This window comes from Ruegeria sp. AB9, assembly GCF_056542585.1.
Genome location: NZ_JBQGAA010000015.1, coordinates 25912 through 52776, shown reverse-complemented (window position 1 = coordinate 52776; position 26865 = coordinate 25912). Strand labels below are relative to the sequence as shown.

Annotated in this window: 28 protein-coding genes; 16 read left to right on the top strand and 12 right to left on the bottom strand. The window is 57.9% G+C overall.

What is annotated here, in order from left to right; all coding sequences use genetic code 11:
* Positions 1–86: 86 nt before the first annotated feature.
* Positions 87–1178, top strand: a complete 1092-nt coding sequence (gene ribA / locus ACR0K5_RS21150) for a GTP cyclohydrolase II (RefSeq protein WP_480631525.1) — start codon at positions 87–89, stop codon at positions 1176–1178.
* On the top strand, positions 1175–1675 hold the full coding sequence (locus tag ACR0K5_RS21145; RefSeq protein WP_480631524.1) for a L,D-transpeptidase family protein: 501 nt from the start codon (positions 1175–1177) through the stop codon (positions 1673–1675). Before ribA ends, ACR0K5_RS21145 begins: the two co-directional genes overlap by 4 nt.
* Here ACR0K5_RS21145 and ACR0K5_RS21140 read toward each other — a convergent pair.
* Together ACR0K5_RS21140 and ACR0K5_RS21135 are read right to left on the bottom strand one after the other, a co-directional pair.
* Positions 1659–2318 (bottom strand): YggS family pyridoxal phosphate-dependent enzyme, encoded by a 660-nt coding sequence (locus ACR0K5_RS21140; protein ID WP_480631523.1) that lies wholly within the window; start codon positions 2316–2318, stop codon positions 1659–1661. The two genes, ACR0K5_RS21145 and ACR0K5_RS21140, sit on opposite strands and share 17 nt — an antisense overlap.
* A gap of 101 nt (positions 2319–2419) precedes the next feature.
* A complete protein-coding gene (locus ACR0K5_RS21135) occupies positions 2420–3499 on the bottom strand; it encodes a porin (RefSeq protein ID WP_480631522.1) in 1080 nt (359 codons plus the stop codon).
* A 281-nt stretch (positions 3500–3780) separates the two neighbouring features.
* Here ACR0K5_RS21135 and ACR0K5_RS21130 point away from each other — a divergent pair, with 281 nt between their 5' ends.
* From ACR0K5_RS21130 to holA, 4 genes are all read left to right on the top strand, one after another.
* Positions 3781–4266: a DUF3576 domain-containing protein gene (locus ACR0K5_RS21130; RefSeq protein WP_480631571.1), complete on the top strand. Its 486-nt coding sequence runs from the start codon at positions 3781–3783 to the stop codon at positions 4264–4266.
* Positions 4267–4338: 72 nt separating this feature from the next.
* On the top strand, positions 4339–6876 hold the full coding sequence (gene leuS, locus ACR0K5_RS21125; RefSeq protein WP_480631521.1) for a leucine--tRNA ligase: 2538 nt from the start codon (positions 4339–4341) through the stop codon (positions 6874–6876).
* A complete protein-coding gene (lptE, locus tag ACR0K5_RS21120; protein ID WP_480631520.1) occupies positions 6863–7354 on the top strand; it encodes an LPS assembly lipoprotein LptE in 492 nt (163 codons plus the stop codon). The genes leuS and lptE overlap by 14 nt, the downstream gene beginning before the upstream one ends.
* Complete coding sequence (holA, locus tag ACR0K5_RS21115; RefSeq protein WP_480631519.1) at positions 7351–8379, top strand: DNA polymerase III subunit delta; 1029 nt, start codon at positions 7351–7353, stop codon at positions 8377–8379. The genes lptE and holA overlap by 4 nt, the downstream gene beginning before the upstream one ends.
* A 1-nt stretch (position 8380) precedes the next feature.
* Here holA and ACR0K5_RS21110 read toward each other — a convergent pair whose 3' ends face one another.
* Complete coding sequence (locus ACR0K5_RS21110; protein ID WP_480631518.1) at positions 8381–9565, bottom strand: TIGR03862 family flavoprotein; 1185 nt, start codon at positions 9563–9565, stop codon at positions 8381–8383.
* Between the two features lie 48 nt (positions 9566–9613).
* On the opposite strand from ACR0K5_RS21110, the gene ACR0K5_RS21105 reads away from it, so the two are divergent.
* A complete protein-coding gene (locus tag ACR0K5_RS21105) occupies positions 9614–9910 on the top strand; it encodes an HNH endonuclease (RefSeq protein WP_480631517.1) in 297 nt (98 codons plus the stop codon).
* Here ACR0K5_RS21105 and ACR0K5_RS21100 read toward each other — a convergent pair whose 3' ends face one another.
* The 3 genes from ACR0K5_RS21100 to ACR0K5_RS21090 are packed head-to-tail and all read right to left on the bottom strand — an operon-like array spanning position 9911 to position 11993.
* Positions 9911–10648: a VOC family protein gene (locus tag ACR0K5_RS21100; protein ID WP_480631516.1), complete on the bottom strand. Its 738-nt coding sequence runs from the start codon at positions 10646–10648 to the stop codon at positions 9911–9913. It abuts the gene before it with no gap.
* Positions 10645–11253, bottom strand: coding sequence for an enoyl-CoA hydratase/isomerase family protein (locus ACR0K5_RS21095; RefSeq protein ID WP_480631515.1), 609 nt, complete (start codon positions 11251–11253; stop codon positions 10645–10647). Before ACR0K5_RS21095 ends, ACR0K5_RS21100 begins: the two co-directional genes overlap by 4 nt.
* Positions 11250–11993 (bottom strand): SDR family oxidoreductase, encoded by a 744-nt coding sequence (locus ACR0K5_RS21090; RefSeq protein WP_480631514.1) that lies wholly within the window; start codon positions 11991–11993, stop codon positions 11250–11252. Before ACR0K5_RS21090 ends, ACR0K5_RS21095 begins: the two co-directional genes overlap by 4 nt.
* Before the next feature lie 140 nt (positions 11994–12133).
* Between ACR0K5_RS21090 and ACR0K5_RS21085 the strand changes: the two genes are divergently transcribed.
* The 5 genes from ACR0K5_RS21085 (at position 12134) to lpxK (ending at position 18177) form a co-directional block, all read left to right on the top strand.
* Positions 12134–13648: a DUF2125 domain-containing protein gene (locus ACR0K5_RS21085; protein ID WP_480631513.1), complete on the top strand. Its 1515-nt coding sequence runs from the start codon at positions 12134–12136 to the stop codon at positions 13646–13648.
* 172 nt (positions 13649–13820) lie between these two features.
* The gene (locus ACR0K5_RS21080) at positions 13821–15167 is read left to right on the top strand and encodes a TldD/PmbA family protein (protein WP_480631512.1); all 1347 of its coding nucleotides are present in this window, start codon (positions 13821–13823) and stop codon (positions 15165–15167) included.
* Positions 15154–15954: an inositol monophosphatase family protein gene (locus ACR0K5_RS21075; RefSeq protein WP_480631511.1), complete on the top strand. Its 801-nt coding sequence runs from the start codon at positions 15154–15156 to the stop codon at positions 15952–15954. Before ACR0K5_RS21080 ends, ACR0K5_RS21075 begins: the two co-directional genes overlap by 14 nt.
* Entirely contained in the window at positions 15951–17189 is a 1239-nt protein-coding gene (locus tag ACR0K5_RS21070; RefSeq protein ID WP_480631510.1) for a 3-deoxy-D-manno-octulosonic acid transferase, read from the top strand. Before ACR0K5_RS21075 ends, ACR0K5_RS21070 begins: the two co-directional genes overlap by 4 nt.
* Positions 17176–18177, top strand: coding sequence for a tetraacyldisaccharide 4'-kinase (gene lpxK, locus ACR0K5_RS21065; RefSeq protein WP_480631509.1), 1002 nt, complete (start codon positions 17176–17178; stop codon positions 18175–18177). The genes ACR0K5_RS21070 and lpxK overlap by 14 nt, the downstream gene beginning before the upstream one ends.
* 36 nt (positions 18178–18213) lie before the next feature.
* Here the strand turns inward: lpxK and ACR0K5_RS21060 are convergent, their stop codons facing one another.
* Both ACR0K5_RS21060 and ACR0K5_RS21055 read right to left on the bottom strand, forming a co-directional pair.
* A complete protein-coding gene (locus ACR0K5_RS21060) occupies positions 18214–18876 on the bottom strand; it encodes a DsbA family protein (protein ID WP_480631508.1) in 663 nt (220 codons plus the stop codon).
* A gap of 13 nt (positions 18877–18889) precedes the next feature.
* Positions 18890–19396 carry a DUF721 domain-containing protein gene (locus ACR0K5_RS21055; protein WP_480631507.1) on the bottom strand — a complete coding sequence of 169 codons (507 nt, stop codon included), beginning with the start codon at positions 19394–19396 and terminating at the stop codon, positions 18890–18892.
* Between the two features lie 81 nt (positions 19397–19477).
* Between ACR0K5_RS21055 and mutY the strand changes: the two genes are divergently transcribed.
* Complete coding sequence (gene mutY / locus ACR0K5_RS21050) at positions 19478–20533, top strand: A/G-specific adenine glycosylase (protein WP_480631506.1); 1056 nt, start codon at positions 19478–19480, stop codon at positions 20531–20533.
* Between the two features lie 61 nt (positions 20534–20594).
* The gene (locus ACR0K5_RS21045; RefSeq protein ID WP_480631505.1) at positions 20595–21731 is read left to right on the top strand and encodes an alkane 1-monooxygenase; all 1137 of its coding nucleotides are present in this window, start codon (positions 20595–20597) and stop codon (positions 21729–21731) included.
* 79 nt (positions 21732–21810) lie between these two features.
* Here ACR0K5_RS21045 and ACR0K5_RS21040 read toward each other — a convergent pair whose 3' ends face one another.
* The 4 genes from ACR0K5_RS21040 to ACR0K5_RS21025 all read right to left on the bottom strand — a co-directional run bounded on the left by ACR0K5_RS21040 (position 21811) and on the right by ACR0K5_RS21025 (position 25727).
* Positions 21811–23193, bottom strand: coding sequence for an adenylate/guanylate cyclase domain-containing protein (locus tag ACR0K5_RS21040; RefSeq protein WP_480631504.1), 1383 nt, complete (start codon positions 23191–23193; stop codon positions 21811–21813).
* Between the two features lie 140 nt (positions 23194–23333).
* On the bottom strand, positions 23334–24434 hold the full coding sequence (locus ACR0K5_RS21035) for a DNA methyltransferase (protein ID WP_480631503.1): 1101 nt from the start codon (positions 24432–24434) through the stop codon (positions 23334–23336).
* A gap of 107 nt (positions 24435–24541) precedes the next feature.
* Positions 24542–25159, bottom strand: coding sequence for a ribonuclease HII (locus ACR0K5_RS21030; protein ID WP_480631502.1), 618 nt, complete (start codon positions 25157–25159; stop codon positions 24542–24544).
* Between the two features lie 109 nt (positions 25160–25268).
* Positions 25269–25727: a hypothetical protein gene (locus ACR0K5_RS21025; RefSeq protein ID WP_480631501.1), complete on the bottom strand. Its 459-nt coding sequence runs from the start codon at positions 25725–25727 to the stop codon at positions 25269–25271.
* Positions 25728–25903: 176 nt separating this feature from the next.
* Here ACR0K5_RS21025 and ACR0K5_RS21020 point away from each other — a divergent pair, with 176 nt between their 5' ends.
* Together ACR0K5_RS21020 and ACR0K5_RS21015 are read left to right on the top strand one after the other, a co-directional pair.
* Positions 25904–26191, top strand: coding sequence for a hypothetical protein (locus ACR0K5_RS21020; RefSeq protein ID WP_480631500.1), 288 nt, complete (start codon positions 25904–25906; stop codon positions 26189–26191).
* Positions 26163–26864 (top strand): winged helix-turn-helix domain-containing protein, encoded by a 702-nt coding sequence (locus ACR0K5_RS21015; protein ID WP_480631499.1) that lies wholly within the window; start codon positions 26163–26165, stop codon positions 26862–26864. The genes ACR0K5_RS21020 and ACR0K5_RS21015 overlap by 29 nt, the downstream gene beginning before the upstream one ends.
* Position 26865: the final 1 nt, after the last annotated feature.

Below are 26865 nucleotides of genomic sequence, written 5' to 3'. Positions count from 1 at the left end.
CGCCTTCGTGTCAGAGTGGGTAGAAATGTTTCACTTTTCCTTTCGAAAGAGCTAGGAGAAGGGCTTAACGTTATAGGGTAACATAGATGAGTCTCATCCCCGATATCACTGAACTTCTGGCCCGAGCCCGGGCCGACTTGCGCATGGGTGTTCCCGTCGCGCTGACCGATGACAGCGGCTTTGGTGTTCTTGCGGTCTCTGCGGAGACGCTCAACCCACAGCGTCTTGCTGATTTGAAAAAACTCGGTGATCCGGTGGTGGCAATTACCGGGCGACGGGCCGAAACCCTCAAAGCGCGCGCTTATGACGGAGATCTGGCGCGGGTTTCGATTCCGGCAGATGCAGATATCACATGGGTACAGGCGGTTGCCGATCCCTCTGACGATCTGAATGCGCCGATGAAAGGGCCGTTGATGACCGAGCGGCACGGCAACGCCAATCTGCACCGCATTGCTATTGCGCTGGCGAAATCCGCTCGCATTCTTCCTGCCGCAGTCGTCGTGCCGGTCGAAGACGGTCGGGCCTTCGCCGTTTCGCACGGACTGACATGCATTGATCATACACGCGCCGCCCCTCATCTGGCAGGCCGCAGCACTTTGCATGAGGTGGTCGCCGCACGACTGCCGATGGAAGTATCCGAGGCCGGTCGCCTGCATGTTTTCCGCCCCGAGGATGGCGGGGAAGAACATTACGCGGTCGAAATAGGCCGCCCGGATCGTGACAAGCCCGTGCTGGCCCGATTGCATTCCGCCTGTTTCACGGGCGATCTGATGGGAAGCCTGAAATGCGATTGCGGTCCGCAACTGCGCGGTGCGCTGGCACAAATGGGTGTCGAAGGAGCAGGGGTACTTCTATACCTGAATCAAGAGGGGCGCGGCATCGGCCTGGCCAACAAGATGCGAGCCTATTTCCTGCAAGATCAAGGCTTTGATACAGTAGAAGCAAACCACAGGCTAGGCTTTGAGGATGATGAGCGCGATTTCCGGCTCGGCTCGGATATCCTGAAATCACTGGGCTTCAATTCGGTGCGCCTGCTAACCAATAACCCCGCCAAGATCTCGATGATGGAGCGGACCGGGATTGCCGTGACCGAGCGTGTGCCATTGAAAGTCGGCGAAACTGCGCATAACCGGGGGTATCTGGCTACAAAAGCCGCTAAGTCCGGGCATCTGTTGTGACTCCAGGCGATCTGGTACTGACCCCTCGAGGCGTTCGGTTTCTGGGCAGAACGTTCCCCTGTTCCATTGGCAAAGGCGGATTGACCAGCGCGAAACGCGAAGGCGATGGAGCGACCCCCATCGGATGCCATCGAATCGTTGGGATGCTATATCGGCCAGATCGGCTGGTCGCACCCAATTGCTGGGCCATCCCGATCGGACCGCAGGATTTATGGTCGGATGATGTATCGGACTGCCATTACAATCAAATGGTGCCTGCGCCATATGCCTTCAGCCATGAGAAACTGCGCCGGGCTGATCCGCTTTACGATCTGGTCCTGTTGACCGACTGGAACTGGCCGAATGCCGTTCCCGGCATGGGATCGGCAATTTTTCTACACCAGTGGCGCAGGCCCGGTTACCCGACCGAAGGTTGTGTTGCCTTTCGTCGGGACCATCTGCGCTGGATTGCACGGCGCATAACCCTTGGAACGCGTCTGATCATTCCTGAGGCTTAACCCGTTCACCAAAAATGGCCGAGCCGACGCGCACATGGGTTGCGCCCAAAGCAATGGCTTGCTCGAAGTCGCCGCTCATACCCATCGACAACCCCTCAAGCTCGTTGCGTGCGGCGATCTTGGCCAAAAGTGCGAAATGCAGCGTGGGTTCTTCATCGACAGGCGGGATACACATCAACCCGCGCACTGGCAGATCAAGACCCTTGCATTCGGCGACAAATTCATCAGCGTCAGTAGGAAGAATGCCGGCTTTTTGTTCTTCCTCACCTGTGTTGACCTGAATGAACAGGTCCGGGCAGCTTCCCATTTCCTGCGCCAATCGCGCCAATGACTTGGCCAGTTTGGGGCGATCGACCGAATGGATTGCATTGCACAACTCCATCGCCTGGCGTGCCTTATTTGTTTGCAACGGGCCAATAAGGTGCAGATCGACCCCTTCGAAGCGCTCTTTGAAAACCGGCCATTTCCCGGCGGCCTCTTGCACCCGATTCTCACCGAAACACCTGTGACCCTGCTCTAGCACAGCCTGAACCCGTTCATTCGGCTGTACTTTGGACACTGCGATCAGTTTGACGGAACCGGCAGGGCGGTTTGATTTAGCTTCGGCTTTGGCGATACGTGCGGTGATGTCTTGCAACGACATGGGGCCCTCAATCTGTCTTTGGCGCAGAAAAACACCAAGTCGCCACAAAAGAAAAGGGCGAGTCCGAAGACCCGCCCTAAAACCTTACGGTTCAGATCAGCTTAGAAGTTGAACTGAGCACCGAAGTCAGCAACAGTCTGCGAGTCGCAAACGTCACAGTCGTTGACACCGATACCACCGCGCAGCGATGCACCGCCGCCCAGGTCGTAGATGGCACCAATTGCGACCTGCTGCGTGTCGCGGTCAGCGTTACCGTCACCGTAGGTGAACAGCAGGGTGGTTGCAGCGCCCAGGTTGTAGGCAGCCGACAGACCCCATGCAGTACCGTCGGTCGCAGCAACTTCAGTTGCGTCGTCAGCAACGAACAGAGTACCCGAGAAGTCACCCCATTCGCCACCCAGGGTCAGAACGGTCAGGCTCGGATCGCTAACACCGGAAACACCCGAGTCGGTCTGACCATAGGCCAGAGCGGCAGTGATGTTGTTGAAGGTGTAGGTTGCGCTGATGTCCCAGCGGTCCGCGTCAAGACGAACAGGCGCACCACCGTTAAGGGTAGCTGCAACGTCTACCTGGTCGTACGACGCGCCGAACGAGAAGTCGCCAACGGAGTACTGGAAGAATACTGCGTTCGCGCCCGAACCGGTCGACGAGTATGCCAGGAAGTCATAGTCAACGCCCGAGTACTGACCTGCGAACAGTTCCAGACCAACTTCGTTGCCGTAGTAGTTTGCAAGGTTGTCGAACGAACCTGCAACGTTACCGGCGTCGACACGCAGACCACCGTAGATGACCGAGAAGCGTGCGCCGTTCAGGCCAGCGGAGTTTGCTTCGCCGTTGTCCGAATCTTCGTCAGCTTGCAGACGAACACGACCTTCAAAGCGAACGCCGGAGTCGGTTTCAACGATGCCGTCGATGTTCAGACGGAAGCGAGAAACCAGGATAGCGTCGTCGGTCGAACCAGCTGCAACAGTACCGGTTGTGGTTACTGTCTGACCGGTTACAACTGCGCCGTCCACGGTTGTGGTGGTTACACCGGTGCGAACGTTGATCTGATCGATATCGCCGCTGCGATCTTCAACGTAGCCGATACCAAAACGGCCATAACCGCTGAAGTTAACTTCAGCTGCTGCAACGCCTGCGGTCGCAATCAGCGCCGTAGTTGCGAAGAGAACTTTTTTCATCTTGTTTCCCTCGGTTTCAAAAATGTTATCTACTCGACACATGCCTCGGCATATGTCTCAGCACGGACACCGTTTCGCTCTTTTTGCCCCCGTTACGCAAGCTTGGCATAAACCCGGTCACCTCATTGGGGTCAGATTGGTGCAAGGATGCCACAGTTCCTTTTCACCCGGATGCAAGCGATACACTTACATTTCAGAAGAATAGGCTTGTTGCAGCGGGGGTCCTTGGCTAGGAGTATCCCCTGAATACTGCACAACAAGTGAAACAGGACCTGCTGACAATGCGCCTGCCTACGATTTTGGGATTAATCATGCTGACCACCACTATTGCGGCATGCGGGCAGAATCGAAGCACTTCGACAACTTATTCTCCCAACCCCGCCAGCGGCAATTCCGATGAACGCGAATTGAACGATCCGGAACGTTCAACGTTATGGGACATTTTTGACCGCAGCACGGCCGAGCAGACCACAAATGTAAACCGGTATCTGTGGGCGGCTTCACTGGATGTGCTGAACTTCCTGCCTGTGCAGGAGGTTGATCCGTTTACCGGAGTAATCGTAACGGGTTACGGCACCCCTCCGGGCGGGGGACGGTCATACAGGGCGACGGTACACATCAGTGATCCGGCGCTTGCCGCCCGATCTTTGTCTGTCGCTCTGCAATCCAGTGGGGGTGCCCCGGTGAGCGCGGCAACAACTCGCGCTGTCGAGGATGCGATTCTCTCCCGTGCCCGCCAGCTACGCATTGCGGACAACAAGTTCTAGCAACCCGCCGAAAATCACACTAATACCACGCCGGGTTCCTACCCGGCGTTTTCATTCACGAAGGACCGCACAATGTCGCGCTATTCGGCCACCGAAATCGAAGCAAAATGGCAAGAGGCCTGGGACAAGGCAGGAATCTTCACCGCCAACCACAAGGCGGACAAGCCGAAATATTATGTGCTTGAGATGTTCCCCTACCCGTCTGGCCGAATCCATATGGGGCATGTGCGCAACTATACGATGGGCGACGTGATCGCGCGACACAAGCTGTCGACTGGCCATAACGTTCTGCACCCGATGGGCTGGGATGCATTCGGTATGCCTGCGGAAAACGCTGCGATGGCGATAGGCGGTCACCCGAAAGACTGGACCTACGGCAATATCGCGGACATGCGCGGGCAAATGAAGCCCTTGGGCCTGTCGATCGACTGGTCTCGCGAATTCGCTACATGTGACCCTGAGTATTATGGCCAACAGCAGGCGCTGTTTCTGGATATGCTGGAAGCCGGGCTGGTTTACCGCAAGAACGCCGTGGTGAACTGGGATCCGGTCGATATGACCGTCCTGGCCAATGAACAGGTGGAAAACGGGCGCGGCTGGCGTTCGGGCGCGCTGGTGGAGCGGCGCGAGCTGACGCAATGGTTCTTCAAGATCTCGGATTATTCCGAAGAACTGCTGGATGCTCTGGACACGCTGGACAACTGGCCCGCCAAGGTGCGTCTGATGCAGGAAAACTGGATCGGCAAGTCGCGCGGCCTGCAATTCGGGTTCGAGCGCACCGATGGCGGTGCGCCGATCACCGTCTATACGACTCGCCCCGATACGCTGCTGGGCGCATCCTTCATTGGTATCTCGCCGGACCATCCGATTGCCAAGCAACTTGAGGCTGAAAATCCAGAAGTTGCTGAATTTGTTGCGGAATGCCGCAAGGGCGGCACCACGGAAGAAGCCATCGAGACTGCAGAAAAGCTGGGTTATGACACCGGCATAAAGGTCAAGCACCCACTGGATCCGAACTGGGAACTGCCGGTCTGGATCGCCAACTTCATCCTGATGGATTACGGCACCGGCGCGATCTTCGCCTGCCCGGCGCATGACCAGCGTGACCTTGATTTCTGCCGCAAATACGGCCTGCCCGTGGTCGATACCTTCTTCGCACTGGATGACGATAGTCCGGTCGACAAGATCGCCTTTGTTCCGCCGAAGACTGAAAAAGTCCGCTGGGTGAACCATTTCGCGGGCCTGACCGAGGCCACCGGGGATGAGGCGATCAACGCCACCGTCGATTTCGCTGAAAAGGCAGGCTGGGGCGAAGGTGTCACCAAATACCGTTTGCGTGATTGGGGCCTGAGTCGTCAGCGGTACTGGGGTTGCCCGATTCCCGTGGTGCATTGCGAATCCTGCGGCGTGGTGCCCGAGAAAAAAGAGAACCTGCCGGTCCGTCTGCCCGACGATGTCACGTTCGACAAACCGGGCAATCCGCTGGATCGCCACCCGACCTGGCGCGATTGCGCCTGCCCAAACTGTGGCGCTCCGGCCAAGCGTGAGACCGACACGATGGACACGTTTGTCGATTCGTCGTGGTATTTCGCCCGGTTCACTGCGCCGCGAGCTGAAACGCCCACCAATCTGGCCGAAGCTGAATACTGGATGAATGTCGACCAGTATATCGGCGGAATCGAGCATGCGATTCTACATCTGCTCTATTCGCGTTTCTTTGCCCGCGCGATGAACATCACCGGGCATCTGCCGAAAAAAGCCATCGAACCGTTCGACGCGCTGTTCACTCAGGGTATGGTCACGCACGAGATCTACCAAACCCGAGATACCAACGGTCGCCCGGTCTATCACCTGCCCGAGGATGTTACAGACGGTAAACTGGCCGACGGCACTGAGGTCGAGATCATCCCATCGGCCAAAATGTCGAAATCCAAGAAAAACGTGGTCGACCCGGTCAGCATCATCTCGGCCTTTGGCGCTGACACCGCGCGTTGGTTCGTGCTGTCCGATTCCCCCCCCGAACGCGACGTGGAATGGACGGCAGCGGGCGCCGAAGCCGCTTACAAGCACCTTAACCGTGTCTGGAACCTCTGCGACAAGATCGGTGCCATGGACCCGGGCGCCACGGGCGAAGGGGATCAGGAGCTGCTGCGCGAGATGCACAAAACCATCCGCGATGTGACACTCGGCGTAGAGAGCTTTGGCTTCAACGCAGCCATCGCCAAGCTTTATGCCTTTACCAATACGCTGGCAAAATCCAAGGCAGGCGCGACCGCCCAGAAGCAGGCGATCAAAACACTGGCACAGCTAATGTCGCCGATGACGCCACACCTGGCCGAAGATATCTGGGCACATCAGGGCGGCGAAGGTCTGGTGGCCGTCGCTCCGTGGCCGGTCGCGGATGAGGCAATGCTGGTTGATGACACCGTCACCTTGCCGATTCAGATCAACGGCAAGCGCCGCGCGGAAATCAGCGTGGCCAAAGATCTGGACAAGGTCGAGGTTGAAAAAATCGCGCTCAGCACCGAAGCTGTCCGAAAGGCGCTGAATGGCAACGCGCCCAAAAAAGTGATCGTAGTTCCGGGCCGGATTGTGAATGTCGTCGTTTGATCGCAGAACTTTTATGCTGATGCCGCTGGCGCTGGCCGCCTGCGGCTTTGAGCCCGTATACACCCCTGGCGGATCGGGTTCGGCCTTATACGGCCGGGTCGAGGTATCCGCCCCTAACACCGTAGACAGCTACCTGTTGGTTCAAAATCTGGAACAACAACTGGGCCGAAGCGCAGGATCGGCCAGCGCATACAAGCTGGATGTTCAGGTTTCGACAGTGACACGTGGCGCAGCGATCACCACGACAAATGAAACGCAACGCTACACAATTGACGGACGGTCTCAGTATTCCCTGCGGTCCAACGAAACCGGTCAGATCGTGGCCTCGGGCACGGTTGCAGACTTTGTGTCTTATTCTGCTGCAGGGTCCACCGTTTCCACATTGGCGGATGAGCGCGACGCCAAGAAGCGTTTGATGGTGATTCTGTCGAGTCAGATCATGAATCGTCTTTACGCTACACCGGATCTGGCCGCATGAAACTGAGCCCGCGCGAGGCTGATGGGTATTTTGCCAAGCCGGACGCGGACAAGACCGGGCTGCTGATCTATGGCGCGGATGCGATGCGCGTTGCGCTCAAGCGGCAACAAGTGCTGGCCGCTCTGCTTGGTCCCGGAGCCGAAGAAGAAATGCGTCTGACCCGCCTGCCGGGTGGCGATCTGCGTGGCGACCCCGCTCTGCTATTGGATGCGGTCAAGGCAGTCGGCTTCTTTCCCGGGCCACGCGCCGTATTTGTGGAAGACGTTACTGAAACCGCAGCGCCCGCAATTCTGACCACGCTTGAAGATTGGGCTCCTGGGGATGCTCAGATCATCGTGACGGCGGGGCAACTGAAACCCAGCTCGAAAATCCGCAAGGCCTTCGAAGGGCACCCTGCAGCATATGCGGTAGGCATTTACGACGACCCTCCGTCACGCGCCGAAGTGGAACGGGTTCTAACTGCGTCGGGTATGAAGAACGTGCCCCGTGACGTCATGTCTGCCATCAGCGAATTGGCCGTCAGCCTCAGCCCCGGCGATTTCGCCCAAACCATTGAGAAACTGTCACTTTACAAACGTGGTGACAGCTCTGATCTGACAGTCGAAGACATCGAAGCCTGCGCCCCGCGCTCAACCGAAGCAGCGCTGGATGACGTTCTCAACGTCGTTGCCGAAGGCCGCGCGGGTGAGATCGGGCCACTGATCCGAAGGTTGCAGGCACAAGGCACCAATGGCGTGACACTCTGCATCGGGGCGACGCGGCATTTTCGGACACTCTACGCCTGCGCTTCGGATCCCGGTGGTGCTGCGCAGGGCATCGGAAAACTGCGCCCACCTGTTTATGGCAAACGACGTGACCGCATCCTGCGGCAGGCACAGGGATGGGGGGCACCTAAGCTGCAAACTGCGCTGACGGTTCTGACCGATACCGATTTGTCGCTGCGATCCGCCGGTCAGACGGCCCCAGCCATGGCCTTGGTCGAACGCGCGATGATCCGTTTGGCGATGCTGGCGCGATCGCGCTAAATCATTCAGCCTTTTCCAGCCAGTCCGCGGCGGACCGACCGGCCCATCGTCCAGTGGCAAGGCACGCGGTAAGAAGATATCCCCCTGTTGGGGCTTCCCAATCCAACATTTCACCGGCGCAGAACACACCCGGCAGGGCAGTCAGCATCAGCCCATCATCCAGCGCTGTCCGTTTCACACCACCTGCGGTCGAAATGGCTTCATCCATCGGACGAAGACCAGCATGCAAGATTGGCAGCTTTTTCAACATGCTCGCGTCCGCAGATTGAAGCGGGCCGCTGCGCTTTGCCATTTCATGAAACAACGCGATTTTCTGGGGCGACAGGTTAAGCGACTTTCTCAACCATTGGGACAGCGTTGTTTTCGACCGTTTCGCAGAAAACCGCGCCAGCAGAGCCTGCCGATCCAGATCGGGCATCAGATCGACGAACAAAGGCTGCCCCGCGCGCAAGGCCGGCGTGAGCGAGTAAAGCCCGCCGCCCTCCAGACCAGTTGCCGAAATCGCAGCCTCTCCGCGGCTCTCTATATTGCCCGCCATCCATTGCACCGTTTTCAATGCAGCCCCGAAATGAGGCTGCATATGTGGGCTCCAATCGACCGAAAGTGCTGAATTCGCGGGTTCAAATGGTGCGAGAGCCACACCTTTTCCACCTAAAATCTGCGCCCAATGACCGTCCGATCCAAGGCGAGCCCAACTCGCCCCGCCCAGTGCCAGTACGGTGACATCCGCCGACACGCTTTGACGCCCGTCCGGAGCGTCGAACATCAGCACTTCACCTTCCCAGCCTGCCCAACGCCATCGGGTTTTGACCTCGGCCCCGGCTTCACTCAATCGTGCCAGCCAGGCCCGCAATAAAGGCGAGGCCTTCATGGATTCAGGAAATACACGCCCCGTCGAGCCGGTAAACAGCGTCTGACCCAGCCCGCGCGCCCAGTGCTGAACCGCGTCAGCATCAAAGGCGGAAATGATCGGGCGCAACCAATCCGCTGCCGGGCCATAAGACCGGATCAGGATGTCGAACGGCTCGTCCTTGGTCAGGTTCAGCCCCGACTTCCCGGCCATCAGAAACTTGCGGGCAACCGAAGGTTTGGCCTCGGCCACCAATACGGAATGCCCGGCTGCGGCCAGTTGCTCGGCAGCCATCAATCCGGCGGGGCCTGCTCCGATCACCACTGCCTGTGCCATTCACACCCTCTTGCCTTTGTCGCCCATTGGCGCACACTTTCAGCCATCATGTCGAACAGCGATCCAATCTGCCCGCTCTGCGACCGCCCGATCCCCGACGGGGGTGGCAGCCTGCATCATCTGATCCCAAAACTCAAAGGAGGCAAGGGCGGACCAACTGTACTGCTGCATCAGATCTGCCATAAAGAGATTCACGCCACCCTGACCGAAGCCGAACTGGCACGCAGTTTCAGCACGGTCGAAGCCTTGCGCGCGCATCCAAGGCTTGAGAAATTTCTGATCTGGGTCCGCAAACGCCCGCCTGGATTTCGTTCGAAAGTTCCTGGCAAGCGCCGCTCGCGGTGATCAGCCCGGCAGGATCGGGTCGCCGAAAGTATCAGTCAGAGGCGTGGGTATACCTTCGACTTCAATACCCCGATAGTCCGGTACATGTGTGAACTGCGCTCCTGCAACATGCTGGAATTCCAGCGTTGTATAGGGACGTTTCCAAAGCCATTCGCGATTTTCAACCGCCCAAAGATCAGCGTTAGGAGGAGTTTCTTCGGTAAAGGCATAGAAATGCAGGTCAAAGCCGTAGGGGGCGACCTCCTGCATTGACAACAATGACATGCCTCGTGCGCGCCAGAAGGTGTCTTCAGCGGCGATATCGCCGGTGCGCAGGGTAATCTGACCGATCCTGGCCCGTGCGAAAGGTGCATCGGGCTCAGCCGCATGCGGCGGACGGTTGCCTTCGAAATCATGTTGCAACAGCTCGATGACAAACCCCTCGGGATCCACCAGGTGACACATATAGCCGATGTCCAGAAACTGGTTCGGCGCGCTCACCGGAATGCCAAGCGTGCGCAGGTGAGCCGCCGCAAGATCGACATCCGGCACAGTGATTCCGATCTTCCAGTATCGCTGCCCCGGGTCATGGTTGTAGCCACCGCCACCTCCGATCAACAGAAGGTCTGCGTCTTCGCCTTCATAGCCCAAGCGGCGATTTGAGCCTTCAACGTACACGGACATGCCCAGAACGTCGCGATAAAACGCGGCCAGCCGATCCGGGTCAGAGACCCGCAGGCGCAGCGCAGACAGCCTCATGAACACAACCTTGCTATGCCGACAGCAATCTCGGGATCAGCGTTGACGCTGTCTGTCACCAGGTCGCGCGCAGTTTGCATCAGGTGATCCGGTTCCACGATCCGGTCAACCAAGCCAAACTCATACGCCTCCTGCGCGGTGATCTTCTGGCCAGCCATCAGAATCAGCTTGGTTCTCGCGGGTCCAACCAGAGCCGCCATCCGCTTGGGATCGGATGGTTGGGGCAGAAACCCCAACTTCATCACCGGATAGAAAAACTTGGCCGACGGCACGGCAATGCGCAGATCGCAAGCCAGCGCCATACCATTGGCTCCGCCTGCCAATGTGCCGTTCAGCGCGGCAACCGTCAGACAGGGCAAGGCGGCGATCGCGCCAGACAGCCTTTCCCAGATATCCGACGTCGCCAGACCGGCGCGCGCCTCGTCCAAATCAGCCCCGGCGCTGAACACCTTGCCTGCGCCTGTCAGGATCAACGCCTTCGCCTCGGTCGCGGACTCGGCAATCTCGGCCAGCTCTGTCAGCATGGCCCCTGTCAGAGCATTTGCTTTGTCAGGATTGTTGATCGTGACAGTCCAAAGGCCGTCTTCTTTAGTCAAGTTGATCATATCAGTCCAACTCGTTTGCGGATGTCGTCAAGGCGCAACGAGATTTCTGTGCCCAGGAATTCATCCGCGTCATCGGAGCACATCCACAACAGCGCCCGTGCCGGCCAGTCTGCCGGGATGTGAACATCCCAATCCAGCTGACTCACAGGATTGATGCCACTGGCCTTGATCGAGCGCTGCATATCGGTGGCCACCGTCCCCGGTGACAGACCCATGGCGCGAATACCGTTATGGGCCTCTTCCAGATGCAGACACTCCGTGAGCATTTTGGCCCCGGCTTTCGAGGCGCAATAATGGCTCCAAGCTTCAACCGGGTTCGATGCTGCTCCGGACGAGATGGTGAGAATGCTCCCCCCACCAGCGGCCCGCATTACCGGCAACGCCGCGCGCATCCCGTAGAAAATGCCTTTTAGATTGATGTCGATGGCCCTGCTCCACGCCTCAGCATCAGCATTCGAGAGATGAAAGATCGGATCGATTACGCCCGCGTTTCCGATCAGAACGTCCAAACTGCCGAACCGGTCAACACAGGTGGCCACCGCTTGTTCGACCTGCGCGAAATCGCTGACGTCACAGGCCAGTGCGATGGCCTGATCGCCCAATGCGGCGGCCAGCGCGTCAATTTGATCGTGGCTGCGGGCCACCAATGCGACATTGGCACCAGCTGCGGCAAAAACGCGCCCTGCCTCGGCCCCAATTCCACGGCTGGCCCCGGTTATGAGAACAGTTTTTCCCTGCATTTGCCCCTCCTCACGCACTGCAATTTCTGTCGGCTACAGCCGTAACGCGGAAACGGGGAAAGGGTCCACCCCTTCCCCCCTTGACGACACCGGCTGCAAACCCGACCATGCGCCGCAAATTGATCAAGAAGGGTTACCTTATGTCCGTTTTTCTTCGCCGCAGTTGCGGCGCTGCCCTGGCTTATGCCGTTGCCACCCAAGGAGCGTTTGCCGATCTGACGGCTAATGATGTCTGGTCCGACTGGCAAAGATATTTCACGTCTATGGGTTACACCATCACAGGTGACGAAAACACCGCAGGCGACGTCACCACAATTTCAAACATGACGCTTTCAATGGCCTTTCCCGAAGACGACGGGCAGTTTCAGATGGTCATGCCAGAGATGACGCTGACCGAAAATGGTGACGGAACCGTTACCATTGGAGTGCCGGAAAGCTTTCCCATGGGAGTCACCGGTCAGGCGGAAGACGAAGAATTCGCTGCCACCGTCACATATTCCCACAGCCAGTTGAACATGGTCGTTTCAGGCACGCCTGAAGACATGACCTATGACTATACGGCTGACAAACTGGGCGTGAAACTGGACTCAATTGAGGTCGATGGCGAGCCTCTGCCAAATGAAGTCTTTGGCGCCAATGCTGAGGCAAGTGATCTGTCCGGCAGCTCGCGAATGCAGATCGGCGATAATCGCAATATCAGCCAGACTTTCAACGCAGCCGCGCTAAGCTATAACCTGAACTTCCAAGACCCTGAAAGCGGCGAAAACGGGTTGATCGACGGTCAGGTGGACCAACTGGCATTTGAAGGCGACAACGTGATTCCGTTGGACTTCGACCTTTCGAATCCGGAAGCCTTCTATGAAGCTGGCTTCGCCTTTGACGGCACCTTTACCTATGCCTCGGGCAGCACTGATCTGAGCGGCACCAGCGAGGGTCAGGCGTTCTCGATGAACAGCACGTCGGAGGGCGGGCGCTTTGCCGCAAGCATCGACGCCGAGAAGGTTGTCTATGATATCGACCAAAACAGCACGAAAATGGCTGTAACCACGGCAGGCCTGCCGTTTCCGATCGAGCTTTCGATGGCCAAGGCGGGCCTGAACTTCGAGTTTCCGATTCAGCAATCGGACGAGGTTCAACCCTTCGGATTTGGGCTTAACCTGACAGATTTCACCATGTCGGACGTACTGTGGGGCATCTTCGATCCTGCGGGCGCGTTGCCGCGTGATCCTGCGACAATCGCTCTGGATGCGACGGGTACCGCAAAAGTGCTGATGAATATCTTCGATCCTGAAATCGACGTCGAATCTGACGAAGCACCGGGGGAACTGCACTCTCTGAAAATCAACGAACTGCTGGTTTCGCTGGTTGGTGCCAAACTGACCGGTGACGGTGATTTTTCTTTCGACAACACGAACACCGAAGAGTTTGATGGCCTGCCCAACCCAAGCGGGGTGGCAAACCTGCAGCTTGTTGGTGCCAACCAGTTGATCGACACCCTGATCGGCATGGGAATCATCTCGGACGAAGACGCGCTGGGCGCCCGTATGATGATGGGTCTGATGGCGGTTCCTGGCGAAGAGCCGGACACTCTGAACTCGAAGATCGAGTTTACCGAAGACGGTCAGATCCTGGCGAATGGTCAGCGTCTTAAGTGACAAGCAACAGAAAGGGCCGCGCAACATGCGGCCCTTTCTCTTTCCAGCTGGCCCCTGCCCAAACCTCTGAAACGGCATGGGTTCACTGCGATCCTCAACGCACAATCTGGTCACAGGTCTTGCGAGACGGGCAGTCCAAGGCTAGGTCCTTGGCAATCAACCCGGAGGCCTCATGACCCGCACACCAGAAGAAATCAGCCAGCAGTTGCTTGATGTGGCCCGCAAGGCAGGCGCGGAGGCGGCGGATGCCATCGTTCTCGACGGCTCCTCTGTCTCGGTCGAAGTGCGCGGCGGCGCGCTGGAACACGCCGAACGCTCAGAGAGCACCGATTTGGGATTGCGGGTGTTTCTGGGCCAACAATCCGCCATTGTGTCCAGTTCCGACAGCCGCCCGGAAACCCTGCACGCTATGGCTGAACGTGCCGTAGCCATGGCCAGAGAAGCCCCGGAAGATCCGTTCTCCGGGCTGGCTGACAGGGACCAACTGGTCACGGACTGGGATGTGCAGTCACTGGAATTGTGGGACCCTACACCGGCCCCTTCCGCCGAAACCCTTATGCAGGATGCCCTGGGTGCCGAAGCTGCAGCGCTGGCCGTCGCCGGCGTCACCCAGGTGTCGGATGCGGCCGCAAGCTATGGAACCCACCGTGTGCATCTGGCTGCGACCAACGGATTTACCGGCGGATATGAACGCAGCAGCCGGTCGATATCCTGCGTTGCGATCTCGGGCGAAGGCACCGGGATGGAGCGGGATTATGACGGGGACAGCCGGACGTTCCAATCCGATCTGCGCAGCGCGGATGAGATCGGGCGCACAGCAGGCGAGCGCGCGGTGCAACAGGTTGGTGCGCGCAAACCTGAGACCGGTAATTTCCCCGTGCTCTTCGACGAACGAATCTCGTCTTCGCTGATCGGCCACCTCCTGGCCGCCAGCAATGGTGCAGCGGTCGCACGGGGCGCATCCTGGCTCAAGGATTGTCTGGGCCAGGAAATTCTGCCCTCAAACCTGTCCCTGATCGAAGATCCGCACCGCCCGCGCATTTCGGGTTCCCGTCCTTTTGATGCCGAGGGTTTGCCGACACAACGCAGGGCGATTGTGGAAAATGGCATCCTGACAGGGTGGACGCTGGACCTGACAAGCGGCCGAAAACTGGATATGGCGTCCACGGGTAACGCCGCACGCGGCGTCTCGGGCCCGCCTTCGCCCAGCAACTGGAACCTGAGGCTGACACAAGGCGACCAAAGCCGTGCGGACTTGCTGCGCGATATGGGGACCGGGTTGCTGGTCACATCCATGATCGGATCGACGATCAACCCCAATACCGGTGACTATTCCCGTGGCGCATCAGGTTTTTGGGTCGAGAATGGCGAGATCACACATCCGGTCAATGAATGCACGATCGCAGGCAATCTGCGGGACATGCTGCGCCGGATCATTCCCGCAAATGATGCACGCCCGTATCTGTCGCGCGTGGTTCCATCGCTTCTGATCGAAGGAATGACACTTGCCGGCAATTGACCTGCCCCTGCTGATCGAAGCGGCACTGGAGGCCGGCAAGATCGCCACGCGCTATTCCGGCACACAGGCACAGCGCTGGGATAAACCCGACGGCGCCGGGCCTGTGACCGAGGCGGATCTGGCCGTGAACGCGATGCTGGAAAAGCGGTTGTGTTCGGCACGACCGGGCTATGGCTGGCTCAGCGAGGAATCCGAGGACTCAACCGGCCGGCTGAACCATAATCGAACATTCATCATCGATCCGATTGACGGCACCCGCAGCTTTGCCGAAGGCGCGCGCACCTGGGCGCATTCCATAGCTGTCGCCGATAACGGCACGGTGACAGCGGCAGTGATTTATCTGCCGATGCGGGATTTGTTGTACGCGGCGGCACAAGGTGAGGGTGCGACGCTCAATGGCGAGGCGATCTCGATTTCCGACACGACAGATCTTTTGCAATCGGAAGTTCTGGCCGCCAAGCCGAACCTTGACGCACGGCATTGGCGTAACGGGCAAGCACCGGAGTTCGAACGCGCATACCGCCCGTCACTTGCCTATCGCATGGCGTTGGTCGCGCAAGGGCGGTTTGATGCGATGCTGACCCTTCGTCCCAGCTGGGAATGGGATATCGCTGCAGGCGATCTGATCATCCGCGAGGCAGGCGGCATCTGTTCGGACCGCGCGGGACAACAGCTGATTTTCAACAATGCTCATCCCAGACTGAACGGCGTGATCGCAGCCAACACCGCGATTCACCAGCAACTGTCAGCGCAACTGGACCCGGCCGGACCCGGAATAGGAACATGAGCAAACCGCGCTCACTTAGCCTGGCCGCCTACAGGGTGCTGTCATGGGGGATGCGCAACGGGGTTGGGCCACATTCCAACATGCCGCGCCCTGAAGGCGAGTTGGTGTGGATTCATGTTACCACACCGGATCGTCTGCGGGCTGTGACTGACTTCTGCCGTCGGCTGCTGCAGGTCAGGGCTGAGCTGAATTTCTTGCTGACTGCACCACCCGACGAGGACTTGTCTAACTGGCCGGATTGTAAATTCCCTTTGATTAACCTGCCACAGGAACAGAGCGGAGCCGCGCGCGAGTTTGTCGAATACTGGCGTCCGAACATGGGGTTGTGGGTCGGTGGCGATCTGATGCCCAACATCATCACGCGCGCTGATGAACAGACGATCCCCCTGGTTTTGTTCGACGCCCAGTTCAGCGTGGCACTGTCCAGAAGCGCGCGTTGGTTGCCGGACATCACGCGGGTGACCTTTGACTGTTTCCACAAGATTCTCACACCGTCCGCGGAGACTGCACGACAGATCCGTCGTCTCGGAGTGCAATCTGTAAAGGTCGCGGAGTCACCCCCTTTGCGGATCAGCCCCAACCCCCGGCCCTGGCCTGAAGACGAGCTTATTGAGACCACTCATACACTTGCCGGACGCCCGGTTTGGTTGGCGGCATGGGTTCAGGACAAGGAGTTCATCTCGGTCTTGACAGCCCATCGTCAGGCGCTGCGTATGCTGCACCGGCTGGTTCTGGTGCTGCACGTCGCAAACGAGCCGGAACTGGCACCGCTGAGACGGCGATTGGAATCAATGGACTTGCGCTGCATCAACTGGGATGAAGGCGATCTGATCGAAGATACTACACAGGTCGTTCTGACCTCGGACCCCGAAAACCTGGGGCTGTGGCATCGCATGTCGGCGGTGACCTTCATGGGCAGTTCGCTTGAACGTGGCGCAGGCGGCCAAGACCCGTCCGAAGCAATCGCGCTGGGGTCTGCTATTATGTTTGGGCCGTTTGTGCATCGCCATCAAGACCTCTATTCCAGCTTGCAACAGGCAAAAGCCGCCAAAGAGGTTAAAACTGCTACCGAGCTGGGCGACGCCGTAGTGCAGCTTCTGGCCCCCGACCAAGCGGCCGGCATGGCGTTGGCAGGATGGCAATTGTTAACCGAAGGCGCACCACAAGCAGACGCCCTGATTGAAATGGTGCAAGATATTCTGGATCAGCGGAGTGCAGATCATGCGGGCACCTGATTTCTGGAACACGCCCCCGGACCAACCGGGTTTGAGGGCGCGTCTGCTGGCACCGCTGGGACGCCTTTACGCGGCAGCAACCGCGCGTAGGGTCGCCGCCGAGACCGGTGAAAAGCCCGGTGTGCCGGTGATCTGTATCGGCAACCTCAACGCGGGTGGCACCGGTAAGACGCCCATGGTGATCTGGACACTAGAACAACTCAGAAACAGCTGGCATGAACCACATGTCGTCACTCGGGGGCATGGAGGCTCTTTGGAGGGGCCGGTGCAAGTTGATCCAGCCAAGCACACGGCAACCGAGGTAGGAGACGAGCCGCTGCTTCTGGCGATGTTCGCCGAAGTCTGGGTTGCCAAAGACCGGGCGGCAGGTGCGCGCGCGGCTGCCGCAGCCGGGGCTTCGGTAATTGTTCTGGATGATGGCTTTCAGAATCCCTCGGTTGCCAAGGATTTTTCGATCATTGTTGTGGACGCTGAACGCGGGTTCGGAAACGGCTTGTGTCTGCCTGCCGGTCCGCTGCGGGAACCGGTCGATGTAGGGCTGAGACGGGCCGACCTGGTGTTGTCCCTTGGCGATGAAGCAGCGCAACAGGGCTTCGCCGATCAGTGGGGTGACAAGTTGACCATCCCCCATGTCACGGGCGCAATCGAACCTCTGAAAACAGGCATGGACTGGACCGGAACACGCGCACTGGCATTTGCCGGTATCGGCCATCCCGAGAAATTCTTTAAGACACTGCGGCAGCAGGGCGTGGATCTTGTCCGCGCCGAAGCCCTGGACGATCATCAACCCCTGACTCAGGCCCTGATGTCCCGTCTGGAAAACGAGGCGCGCCAACTGGGCGCTCAGATGATCACGACCGAGAAAGACGCCGTGCGCCTGCCTTCGGCATTTCGCAGCAAAGTGATCACCCTGCCCGTTCGATTGCATGTCATCGAAAAAGAAAAGGTCAAGGATATGCTGCTGACCGCGGCACCCGCACCCAAATAGGCCCGGTCGGCCCAAACAGGACCGACCGGAAAAGGGTTAGCCACCCAGCTCGTCTTCGATCAGCTTTTTGAAGTCGGCGTAGGACTGGTTGTCGACCTTCTTGCCGTTCACAAGGAATGACGGCGTCGCCTGAATGCCATCTCGTTCGGCGTTTTCCTGATACCATGCAGCCAGTGTCCGCGCCTTGGTACCGTCTTGCAGACAGGCTTCAAGCTGGTCGCCATCGATACCGGCCAAACGGCCGATCTTGCGCAGTTCGTCCACGATCTCGGCCGGACCACCGGCACGTGTCCATTCTGACTGACCTTCATAGATAAGATCGGTGATACCAAAGAATTTCTCGGGGCCGGCACAGCGTGCAACCATTGATGCCCAAAGGCCGTAGCGGTCAAAATAGACCTCACGGTAGGTAAACTTGACCTTACCGGTGTCGATGAAGTCTTTCTTGAGCTGTTTGTATGCGCCTGTGTGAAAGTTTGCGCAATGCGGGCAGGTATAGGACGCATACTCGATGACCTCGACGGGCGCATCCTCGGCGCCTTGCACCATTTCGACGATCGTCGAGGTGTCCAGGTCTGCCTCTTGCGCTTCGGCGGCGCTTACCAGCGGAAGGGTTACGTTCGTGTTCGACTGTGTCAGCCAATAGCCGCCAGCGGCTACGGCGACAGCCGCACAAATTACGGTTGCAATACGGCTCATTCTCAGCCCTTTCTCAGCGTTTCTGTTTGGATAAAACGTTGCGCCCGAGACGTTCAAGGGCCGCGCGCAAATCTTCATCATTTACATCGCGTGACACTTTGTCAGCCTCGGCGGCAATGTCAGGTGCAATCTGGGGTTTAGCTTGCTTCGGCTTGTGGTCGAAACTGGCCTGCCCCTCGGCAAATCCGGTCGGAGCGGTCTGGGTTATCCGAACGCGGCTGATAGCATTATAGCCATAGACCGCATTCACCTTGCCGCGCAGTTGTTCCTTCTGCATTTCCAGCATCGGAGCCTGCGGCCCGGTGGTCAATACGGTCAGGGTTGCGCCAAATCCGCCTTTGCCATAGCCCACGTTAATCGGGCGCGCGATGGCGGCGGTATCCTGACCCACAATCTCGGCCCAATGGGTCAAAAGTCGCGACACCGCAAACCCCCGGCTTTCCCCGGCGCGCCTGATCTGGTCGTTCAGCAAAGATGCGGTGCGTTTGAACCCGCGGGTCGAAGAACGTCTGCGTTGCATCTGGTTTCCAACTCCTACACCGCTATTGTACTGGGCGGGACACCGGGTTCCAGCGAAACCCGACAAGGAGATGAATAAAACTTGCGTGACTCTGCTGAATTCACCGTCAGTGCGGCGTTATTGGAGTGGTATGATCGCCACGCCCGCGAAATGCCTTGGCGTACTGGCCCGGCAGATCGTTCCGCCGGGGTTCGACCCGATCCGTATCGTGTCTGGTTGTCCGAAGTGATGTTGCAGCAGACCACCGTGGCAGCCGTGCGCGACTATTTCCTGCGCTTCACCACACGCTGGTCTACGGTTCAGGCGCTGGCTGCTGCACCGGATGAGCAAGTCATGGGGGAATGGGCAGGTCTTGGTTATTACGCCCGCGCCCGAAATCTGTTGAAATGCGCGCGTGTAGTCGCGCAGGATCACGATGGTCGGTTTCCCGAAACCTTTGATGCCCTGCTGAAACTTCCCGGAATTGGTCCCTATACCGCCGCTGCGATCTCGGCCATAGCGTTTGATAAGCCCGAAACTGTGCTGGACGGAAACGTCGAACGGGTCATGACCCGGTTCTATGACATTCACGACCCTTTACCCGGCTCCAAGCCGTTGCTGAAAGAAAAAGCGTCAGCTCTGACTCCTTCCACGCGCCCCGGCGATTACGCACAAGCAGTAATGGACTTGGGGGCCACCATCTGCACACCGAAATCACCGGCATGCAGCATCTGCCCCCTGCGTGATCCCTGCCAAAGCCGTATCGCAAGTACCCAAGCCGACCTTCCGCGAAAAACACCGAAAAAACCCAAACCAACCCGCTATGGGCACGTGTATGTCGCGCGTTTGGCGGACGGAGCCATGATACTGGAACGTCGGCCTGACAAAGGTCTGTTGGGTGGAATGCTGGGCTGGCCCGGATCAGAGTGGAACGATGATCCAACCGAACGCCCCCCGTTCCCTGCGGCCTGGAAAATGTTGCCGGGCGAAGTGCGCCATACGTTTACACATTTTCACCTGATTCTACGGATCTGGACCACAGAGGTCGGCAATCAGGAAATCCCCGAACACCTGACAGTGGTGGACAAGCACAGTTTCAAACCCAGCGACCTGCCAACGGTGATGCGTAAGGCCTATGATCAGTGGAGAGGACAATAAGTCCGCTGTGCAATTCTTCGGGTCATGGCTAGGCTGTGTCCGTATAGTCGGAGCAGAGAAAATGATCGCAACAGGCACGTTGTCCCGCTGGCAATCGGCGTCCCCCTTCTGGGTGTCCCTGCTGCTGGTCCCCTTGATTTGGGTCACCGCCGTTACTGGTGGCTGGTCGGTCATTTTGGTGCCGTTTGCGACCTGGTGGGCCTTTGCGATTCTGGATCGGATCACCGGTCTCAACGAGCAGAATGCAGACCCGAATGCGCCTGATGATGTTCTGCAATGGTATATCTTGCTAACTAAACTATGGGTGCCGATTCAGTTCATCACCCTTTTTGGCCTGATCTGGTACGCAACCCACAGCAACCATCTGTCAACACTGGAGGAAATTGGCCTCTTCTTTGGCATGGGTGTCATCTCAGGCACGATTGGCATCAATTACAGCCACGAGTTGATGCACCAGAAAAGTCATTGGGAACGCTGGTTGGGAGATATCCTTCTTGCCATGGTATTGTATTCCCATTTTCGGTCCGAGCATCTGTTGGTTCATCACCGCCATGTGGGAACCCCACGCGATCCGGTTACGGCGCGCTATAATGAAGGATTCCATCGCTTCTATCCCCGCGTCCTTTGGCAATGCCTGGTCTCTGCCTTCAGGGCCGAGCGCGACAAACTTGCACGCAAAGACCGACCTTGGACAGATCGTTCAAACCCTTTCTGGCGATATTGGGCACTGCAAGGGGGGATGCTGGCACTGGCAGGCCTGATCGGAGGATGGTCCGGTCTGGCGCTGTTTCTGCTGCAAGCTGGTGTCGCAATCTGGCAGCTCGAGTTGGTCAACTACGTGGAGCATTACGGCCTGACACGAAAACACCTGGGCGAAGGGCGGTATGAGCACGTCCTGCCACGCCATTCCTGGAATGCTTCGCAGAAAGCTTCAAACTGGTTGCTGATCAACCTTCAGCGCCATTCGGACCACCACTATAAACCCAACCGCCGGTTTCCACTGCTGCAACACCATTCCTCGGACACAGCCCCGCAATTGCCCTATGGGTATCCCGTCATGACAGTGGCCGCGATGATCCCCCCGTTGTGGCGACGGGTCATGAACCCACGCGTCCGGGAGTGGAGACGCCATTATTACCCCGAGATCACCGACTGGCACCCCTATAACAAATCTCTGAACCCTATGCCCAAAGCGTGACCGCAGCGCGCACCCGCGCGCTGTCTGGCCCAACCATCAGCACGGCATCTCCGATGCTGTTCTGATGGGCGGGAGGACCTCAGCTTTTCATCACCCAGACATCCATCGATGCCTCGACTCCTCGCACAGACTGATCCCGATACGCGACGAAACCAGCCAGGGCGTCCGGCATTGACGGGTTTTCTTCGGCAACCCGTGCACGCACAGCATCACTGACAATAATACGCGCCTTGAAATCACGCGTCAGCGCTTCAAGCTTGGCCGCCACATTGACCGCATCACCAATCACCGCAAATTCCAGCCGGTTGGCCCCAATATCTCCAAGTACGACCGAACCGTAATGCACTCCAACTCCGATGTAGATTTCGGGCTCCCCCACCCTGCGGCGATCCAGATTCCATCGGTCAATTGCGCCCACCATCGCTCGCGCGCACTCCAAAGCGTTGCTCGCATCAAGAGGCGTTGGCACCGGAGTGCCAAAGGTCGCCATCAAACCATCCCCTAAGTACTTGTCCAATGTTCCATGGTGCCGAAATACTTCGGTTTCCATACGGGCGTGGAACCCGCGCAACACCTCGATCACTTCATAAGGATCGCGTCCGGCGGCGTATTTGGTGAACCCGACAATATCAATGAACAGAACCGCCACGTCCTCTTTACGGACCTGTTTCAACGGCTCATCGTTCTGGCTCAGCTCATCTACCACGTTGGGCGAGAAATACCGTGACAGATTGGCCCGTTCCCGTTCCAGTCCTGCATTGCTCATCAACAGGTGATTAAGCCGCCGCATCGAGATGCCCAGCGTTACCGCGACCATAACGAATACGATCACTTGCTGGATACGCTGAGGGGCCATGAAACTGTTCGGGTCCAGCAGCGCGGCAACATCCGGATATCCCTGCAAGGCCACTGCGACCTTTTCGCTGATCCCCGGAACTGGCGTTGCCACCCACCAGGCAACGATCCATCCGACCGTCCACATCATCGCCGTCCACGAGCCGATGGCAATGACGGTGCGCCAGGAATAGGCCAATGTCCCAGCCGCCAGAATGACGAAAAAGTACTGAAAGTTGTCAAACCGATATTGCATGGCCAGCGGCAGGACGTCATCGCTGAACGGGTTGGGTACGATCATCCCCAGGGTCATGATCAACAGATCAACAAAGATCAAAAGAAGCTCGACCCGGGATTGCCCCACCCGCCCTGCACGGCGGATCAGCCATCCATTGGCGCAGATCAGCAGCAGGATGAAATGATACCACAGCACATCCCATTGCGGGTTCAGGAATATGAGTAGAATCCCGGTCAGTGCCATAGCCACCCAGCGTGCGCGAACGGCCAGTTCCAGCCCTTCACGCTTGTGCCGCTCTAACGCGGCCTCGGTATACTTGTTGTCCAGATCAAACGTGTCAGGTTCCGTGAAAAACAGGCTGCGGCGGGGCTGCGCGGTCGTCTCGGTCATGGCCGTGATCTTTCTTGCAGTGTCAGGGTCAACGACATGCAACCACTGTTGATCCAAAAACAAAAGACCCCGCCGTAGGATCGGCGGGGCAAGGCGTAGTGCCTTGTGTCAGGCCACAGGCACCGGCGGTGTTCTTGAAATCAGTTCATCTCGGCCCGGATCTGCTGACGCAGAACGTCGATCGGAACCGTTTTTCCATCACGCTTGAAGCACCAGTACGTCCAGCCATTGCAGGACGGCGCGTTTTCCAGATGCGCGCCCACCTGATGGATCGAGCCTTTGACGTTGTCGCCTACCAGCGTCCCGTCGGCACGAACCTTGGCCTTATGACGCTGGTTCATGGAATAGAGCTCTTCGCCCGGGCGCAACATTCCGCGCTCCACAAGCTGGCCGAACGGAACACGCGGCTCGGCGCGTTTACTGGCACTGACTTCCAGAGCCTCGCGGTCGAACTTGCGCACCTTGGCGATGCGTTTCTCGGCCACCTTGCGATAGCTGTCCTCGCGCTCGATGCCGATGAATTCGCGGCCGAGCATCTTGGCAACAGCACCGGTCGTTCCGGTACCAAAGAACGGATCCAGTACCACGTCCCCCGGATTGGTCGAGCCGATCAGAACACGGTGCAACAGCGATTCCGGCTTTTGCGTCGGGTGTGCTTTGTCACCGTTTTCGTCCTTCAGGCGCTCATGACCTGTACAAATCGGAAGCACCCAATCACTGCGCATCTGCACGCCTTCGTTCAACGCCTTCAGCGCTTCATAGTTGAACGTATACTTCGCGCCTTCGCGCTTGGACGCCCAAATCATCGTCTCATGCGCGTTAGTAAAGCGCTTGCCCCGGAAATTCGGCATCGGATTCGATTTGCGCCACACAACGTCGTTCAGAATCCAATATCCCGCATCCTGCAAGGCCGAGCCAACACGGAAAATGTTGTGGTAAGAGCCAATTACCCAGATTGCGCCATTCGGCTTGAGCAGACGGTGCGCCGCCTTCAGCCACTCACGGGTGAATTGATCATAGGCTCCGAAGCTGGAAAACTGATCCCAGTGATCGTCGACCGCGTCCACCTGGCTGTTGTCTGGGCGATGCAACTGACCTTTCAACTGCAGATTATAAGGGGGATCCGCAAAAATCAGGTCAACCGACGCCTCGGGCAGACTGTTCATCACATCGATGCAGTCCCCGGATAGAATCGTGTTTACAGGGAGCGCTTTTGCGCCCTTTTTGGTGGTTGTCGTCATATCACTGCCTCAAGTGTCCACGGCGCTTTTGCGCTCATTTGGTTGAGACAAGGATGAGTCAAAGACGATTCGCCGTCAATTTCTTTTTTGAATCAGCGACTTACGATTTACTCTTGATACAAGATATTGTGCACCGGTTTGAACGAACGTCTATGGTGTGGGGTCACGCCGAGATTTTGCAGCGCTTCCTTGTGTTGTTTTGACGGATAACCGGCGTTGGTTTCCCATCCATATCCCGGATGCTGTTGCGCCAAATCCACCATCATCTGATCGCGCCAGTTTTTCGCAAGGATGGAAGCCGCCGAAATCGACACGGATCGCGCGTCCCCCTTCACGACTGCCTGCGACGGGATTTTCAGACCGCGCGGAATCATATTGCCGTCGATCAACAGGAAATCAGGAGCCGGCGACAGCGTCTCGACCGCACGCACCATCGCCAGATGCGACGCCCTCAGGATGTTGATCTCGTCAATCTCGGCGACCGAAGCTTCAGCCACCGCAAACTCAGCGTTGTTCCGAATCTCTGCGTCCAGCGCAGCACGGCGTTTCGCGGTCAGCTTTTTTGAATCGTTCAGCCCTTGGGGGATGGCCTGTGGGTTCAGGATCACGGCTGCGGCCACAACTGGTCCGGCCAACGGTCCACGCCCGACCTCATCCACACCTGCGATACGGAGATGGCCAAGTTCCAACAGCGCTTGCTCAAGTTCAAAATCTGGTTTTGTCATGCTCTTGGAAAACCGCGTTTCACGCAGCACTGCAAGAAAAAAGAGAGGGCGGCCCACACCACCCTCTCTCACACGGCGCTTCTTTGGCGCCGCTCCTGCTCAACCGATGTTACTGATAAACGACACGGTATCCTTTCTGGCGCAGGCACGCGGGTTCGTATGCCCGCTTTACCTTTTGGCCGTTCCAGAAACCGACCTTGCACTCTTGCGGCAGGCTATTGGCGTGTTTGTAGTGTTTCTTGAGGCATTGCGGCCCGAGCAACGGGTGATCCTGTGAATACCCGTTGAATGTGCGTAGGCAGCGCTGCGGTAGATCGTACCGCGCTACACGTGGCGGCAGAGGGCGCACCGGCTGTGGAGCGTAAGGTGCCGGAGTATAGGTCTGATGGCGTGCCGCCCGATCCTTTTTCTTTTCCTTGTTATAATAGTGAACCCCGGCCCCGATGATCGCGATGGCCGCCAGCCCCCCAAGAATGTCCTTTGCATCAGCAGCCCGTGCCTGAGAAGCAGAAACCCCGGTAATGGCAACAGCGGTCGCAATGATCAAAGCGATGAATTTCTTATGCATGAGGCGTGTCCTTCTGAATGTTTTGGCGACCGTGTGACGGACCGCGTCCTGATTGCACTGACACTGGGGACGACTGGTCCAGACAAGCAATAACGGCCCGGTGTTATTGGATATCAGGGACCGCAAACCCCTTGGGTTATTGAATATCGCGACAACTCATGCGCAGGATGCGGCCTATGAAACAGATCCTATCTTCTCTGACCTTTGCGGTCCTGATATCGCTTGGCTCTACCGCGTCCGCCGCGGATTGCTACGCGGATTATAAGGCCAAGAAAGACAACCCTCTGCGTCTGCATTACGGGGTCATTCAGGTCTCGAACTGCGATAAGGGCCAGGCCCGAGCAGAAATCGCCCAGCGCCTGCGCGCATCAGGCTGGACCTTGCTTGAGGTGCAGTCCGTTTTCGGGCCGGAAGGGTTGGAGCAGAGGAAGGGCAATGCCGGACAATTCTATCTCCGTTTCTGATGCGCGCCGGTCGGGTGTCAGACTGGTGGTGCTGGGCATCGCTGCCATTGTCGTCATTCTGATCACCGCCGCCGTTTTCCTGTTCTGGACCCTGCCCGACGCCAACGCGTTCAACGCACGTGTCGAACGGTTGTTTGTCGAGGCCGATCTGACCTCGCAAACCGAAATCCGGTTGCTTGAAATTCTGGCCCAGTCCGGCACTGCGTTTGCTGACACCCTGTCCAGTTATCGGATGGTCATCTATGTGCTGCTGGTTTTTGCCAGCGCGATGATGATTTCTGCTCTGGTCTTTTTAGTGATGCTGGTTCTGATGAATCGGCGCATGGCACAGATCGAACGTACGGGCATTCAGGTGACATCGTTGCTGATCAGCCGCGAGGAAAACACCGTCTACCTAAACAATATGGATTTCAAACTGACGCCTGCCGCTATGGAAACCCTGTCTGTTCTGGCTGAATCCCGGCTGGATGACGAGGTTTTGTCCGGTGCTCAGATCGAGGGCATGATTTCAGGCCGCGACGCGGCCGATTGCGACGAAGCCGCAGGCGCAACACGAATAAAGCGTTTGCGGGATGCTCTTGGGAACCAGATGGTCAGCGAACTTCTGGTAAAGAACATCGCCAAAAAAGGCTATATGTTATCCATCGAAAAAGACGTCATTCAGATGGTCTGAA

What these genes read in the sequence shown, in the direction of transcription:
- ACR0K5_RS21030 (WP_480631502.1), bottom strand. Translation starts at nt 25,159, where the DNA reads ATGACAAAACCAGATTTTGAACTTGAGCAAGCGCTGTTGGAACTTGGC.
- ACR0K5_RS21095 (WP_480631515.1), bottom strand. Translation starts at nt 11,253, where the DNA reads ATGATCAACTTGACTAAAGAAGACGGCCTTTGGACTGTCACGATCAAC.
- leuS (WP_480631521.1), top strand. Translation starts at nt 4,339, where the DNA reads ATGTCGCGCTATTCGGCCACCGAAATCGAAGCAAAATGGCAAGAGGCC.
- ACR0K5_RS21090 (WP_480631514.1), bottom strand. Translation starts at nt 11,993, where the DNA reads ATGCAGGGAAAAACTGTTCTCATAACCGGGGCCAGCCGTGGAATTGGG.
- ACR0K5_RS21020 (WP_480631500.1), top strand. Translation starts at nt 25,904, where the DNA reads ATGAAACAGATCCTATCTTCTCTGACCTTTGCGGTCCTGATATCGCTT.
- ACR0K5_RS21025 (WP_480631501.1), bottom strand. Translation starts at nt 25,727, where the DNA reads ATGCATAAGAAATTCATCGCTTTGATCATTGCGACCGCTGTTGCCATT.
- ACR0K5_RS21110 (WP_480631518.1), bottom strand. Translation starts at nt 9,565, where the DNA reads ATGGCACAGGCAGTGGTGATCGGAGCAGGCCCCGCCGGATTGATGGCT.
- ribA (WP_480631525.1), top strand. Translation starts at nt 87, where the DNA reads ATGAGTCTCATCCCCGATATCACTGAACTTCTGGCCCGAGCCCGGGCC.
- ACR0K5_RS21060 (WP_480631508.1), bottom strand. Translation starts at nt 18,876, where the DNA reads ATGAGCCGTATTGCAACCGTAATTTGTGCGGCTGTCGCCGTAGCCGCT.
- ACR0K5_RS21015 (WP_480631499.1), top strand. Translation starts at nt 26,163, where the DNA reads ATGCCGGACAATTCTATCTCCGTTTCTGATGCGCGCCGGTCGGGTGTC.
- ACR0K5_RS21100 (WP_480631516.1), bottom strand. Translation starts at nt 10,648, where the DNA reads ATGAGGCTGTCTGCGCTGCGCCTGCGGGTCTCTGACCCGGATCGGCTG.
- ACR0K5_RS21040 (WP_480631504.1), bottom strand. Translation starts at nt 23,193, where the DNA reads ATGACCGAGACGACCGCGCAGCCCCGCCGCAGCCTGTTTTTCACGGAA.
- ACR0K5_RS21085 (WP_480631513.1), top strand. Translation starts at nt 12,134, where the DNA reads ATGTCCGTTTTTCTTCGCCGCAGTTGCGGCGCTGCCCTGGCTTATGCC.
- lptE (WP_480631520.1), top strand. Translation starts at nt 6,863, where the DNA reads ATGTCGTCGTTTGATCGCAGAACTTTTATGCTGATGCCGCTGGCGCTG.
- ACR0K5_RS21055 (WP_480631507.1), bottom strand. Translation starts at nt 19,396, where the DNA reads ATGCAACGCAGACGTTCTTCGACCCGCGGGTTCAAACGCACCGCATCT.
- ACR0K5_RS21045 (WP_480631505.1), top strand. Translation starts at nt 20,595, where the DNA reads ATGATCGCAACAGGCACGTTGTCCCGCTGGCAATCGGCGTCCCCCTTC.
- ACR0K5_RS21105 (WP_480631517.1), top strand. Translation starts at nt 9,614, where the DNA reads ATGTCGAACAGCGATCCAATCTGCCCGCTCTGCGACCGCCCGATCCCC.
- holA (WP_480631519.1), top strand. Translation starts at nt 7,351, where the DNA reads ATGAAACTGAGCCCGCGCGAGGCTGATGGGTATTTTGCCAAGCCGGAC.
- lpxK (WP_480631509.1), top strand. Translation starts at nt 17,176, where the DNA reads ATGCGGGCACCTGATTTCTGGAACACGCCCCCGGACCAACCGGGTTTG.
- ACR0K5_RS21070 (WP_480631510.1), top strand. Translation starts at nt 15,951, where the DNA reads ATGAGCAAACCGCGCTCACTTAGCCTGGCCGCCTACAGGGTGCTGTCA.
- ACR0K5_RS21130 (WP_480631571.1), top strand. Translation starts at nt 3,781, where the DNA reads ATGCGCCTGCCTACGATTTTGGGATTAATCATGCTGACCACCACTATT.
- ACR0K5_RS21135 (WP_480631522.1), bottom strand. Translation starts at nt 3,499, where the DNA reads ATGAAAAAAGTTCTCTTCGCAACTACGGCGCTGATTGCGACCGCAGGC.
- ACR0K5_RS21035 (WP_480631503.1), bottom strand. Translation starts at nt 24,434, where the DNA reads ATGACGACAACCACCAAAAAGGGCGCAAAAGCGCTCCCTGTAAACACG.
- ACR0K5_RS21080 (WP_480631512.1), top strand. Translation starts at nt 13,821, where the DNA reads ATGACCCGCACACCAGAAGAAATCAGCCAGCAGTTGCTTGATGTGGCC.
- ACR0K5_RS21140 (WP_480631523.1), bottom strand. Translation starts at nt 2,318, where the DNA reads ATGTCGTTGCAAGACATCACCGCACGTATCGCCAAAGCCGAAGCTAAA.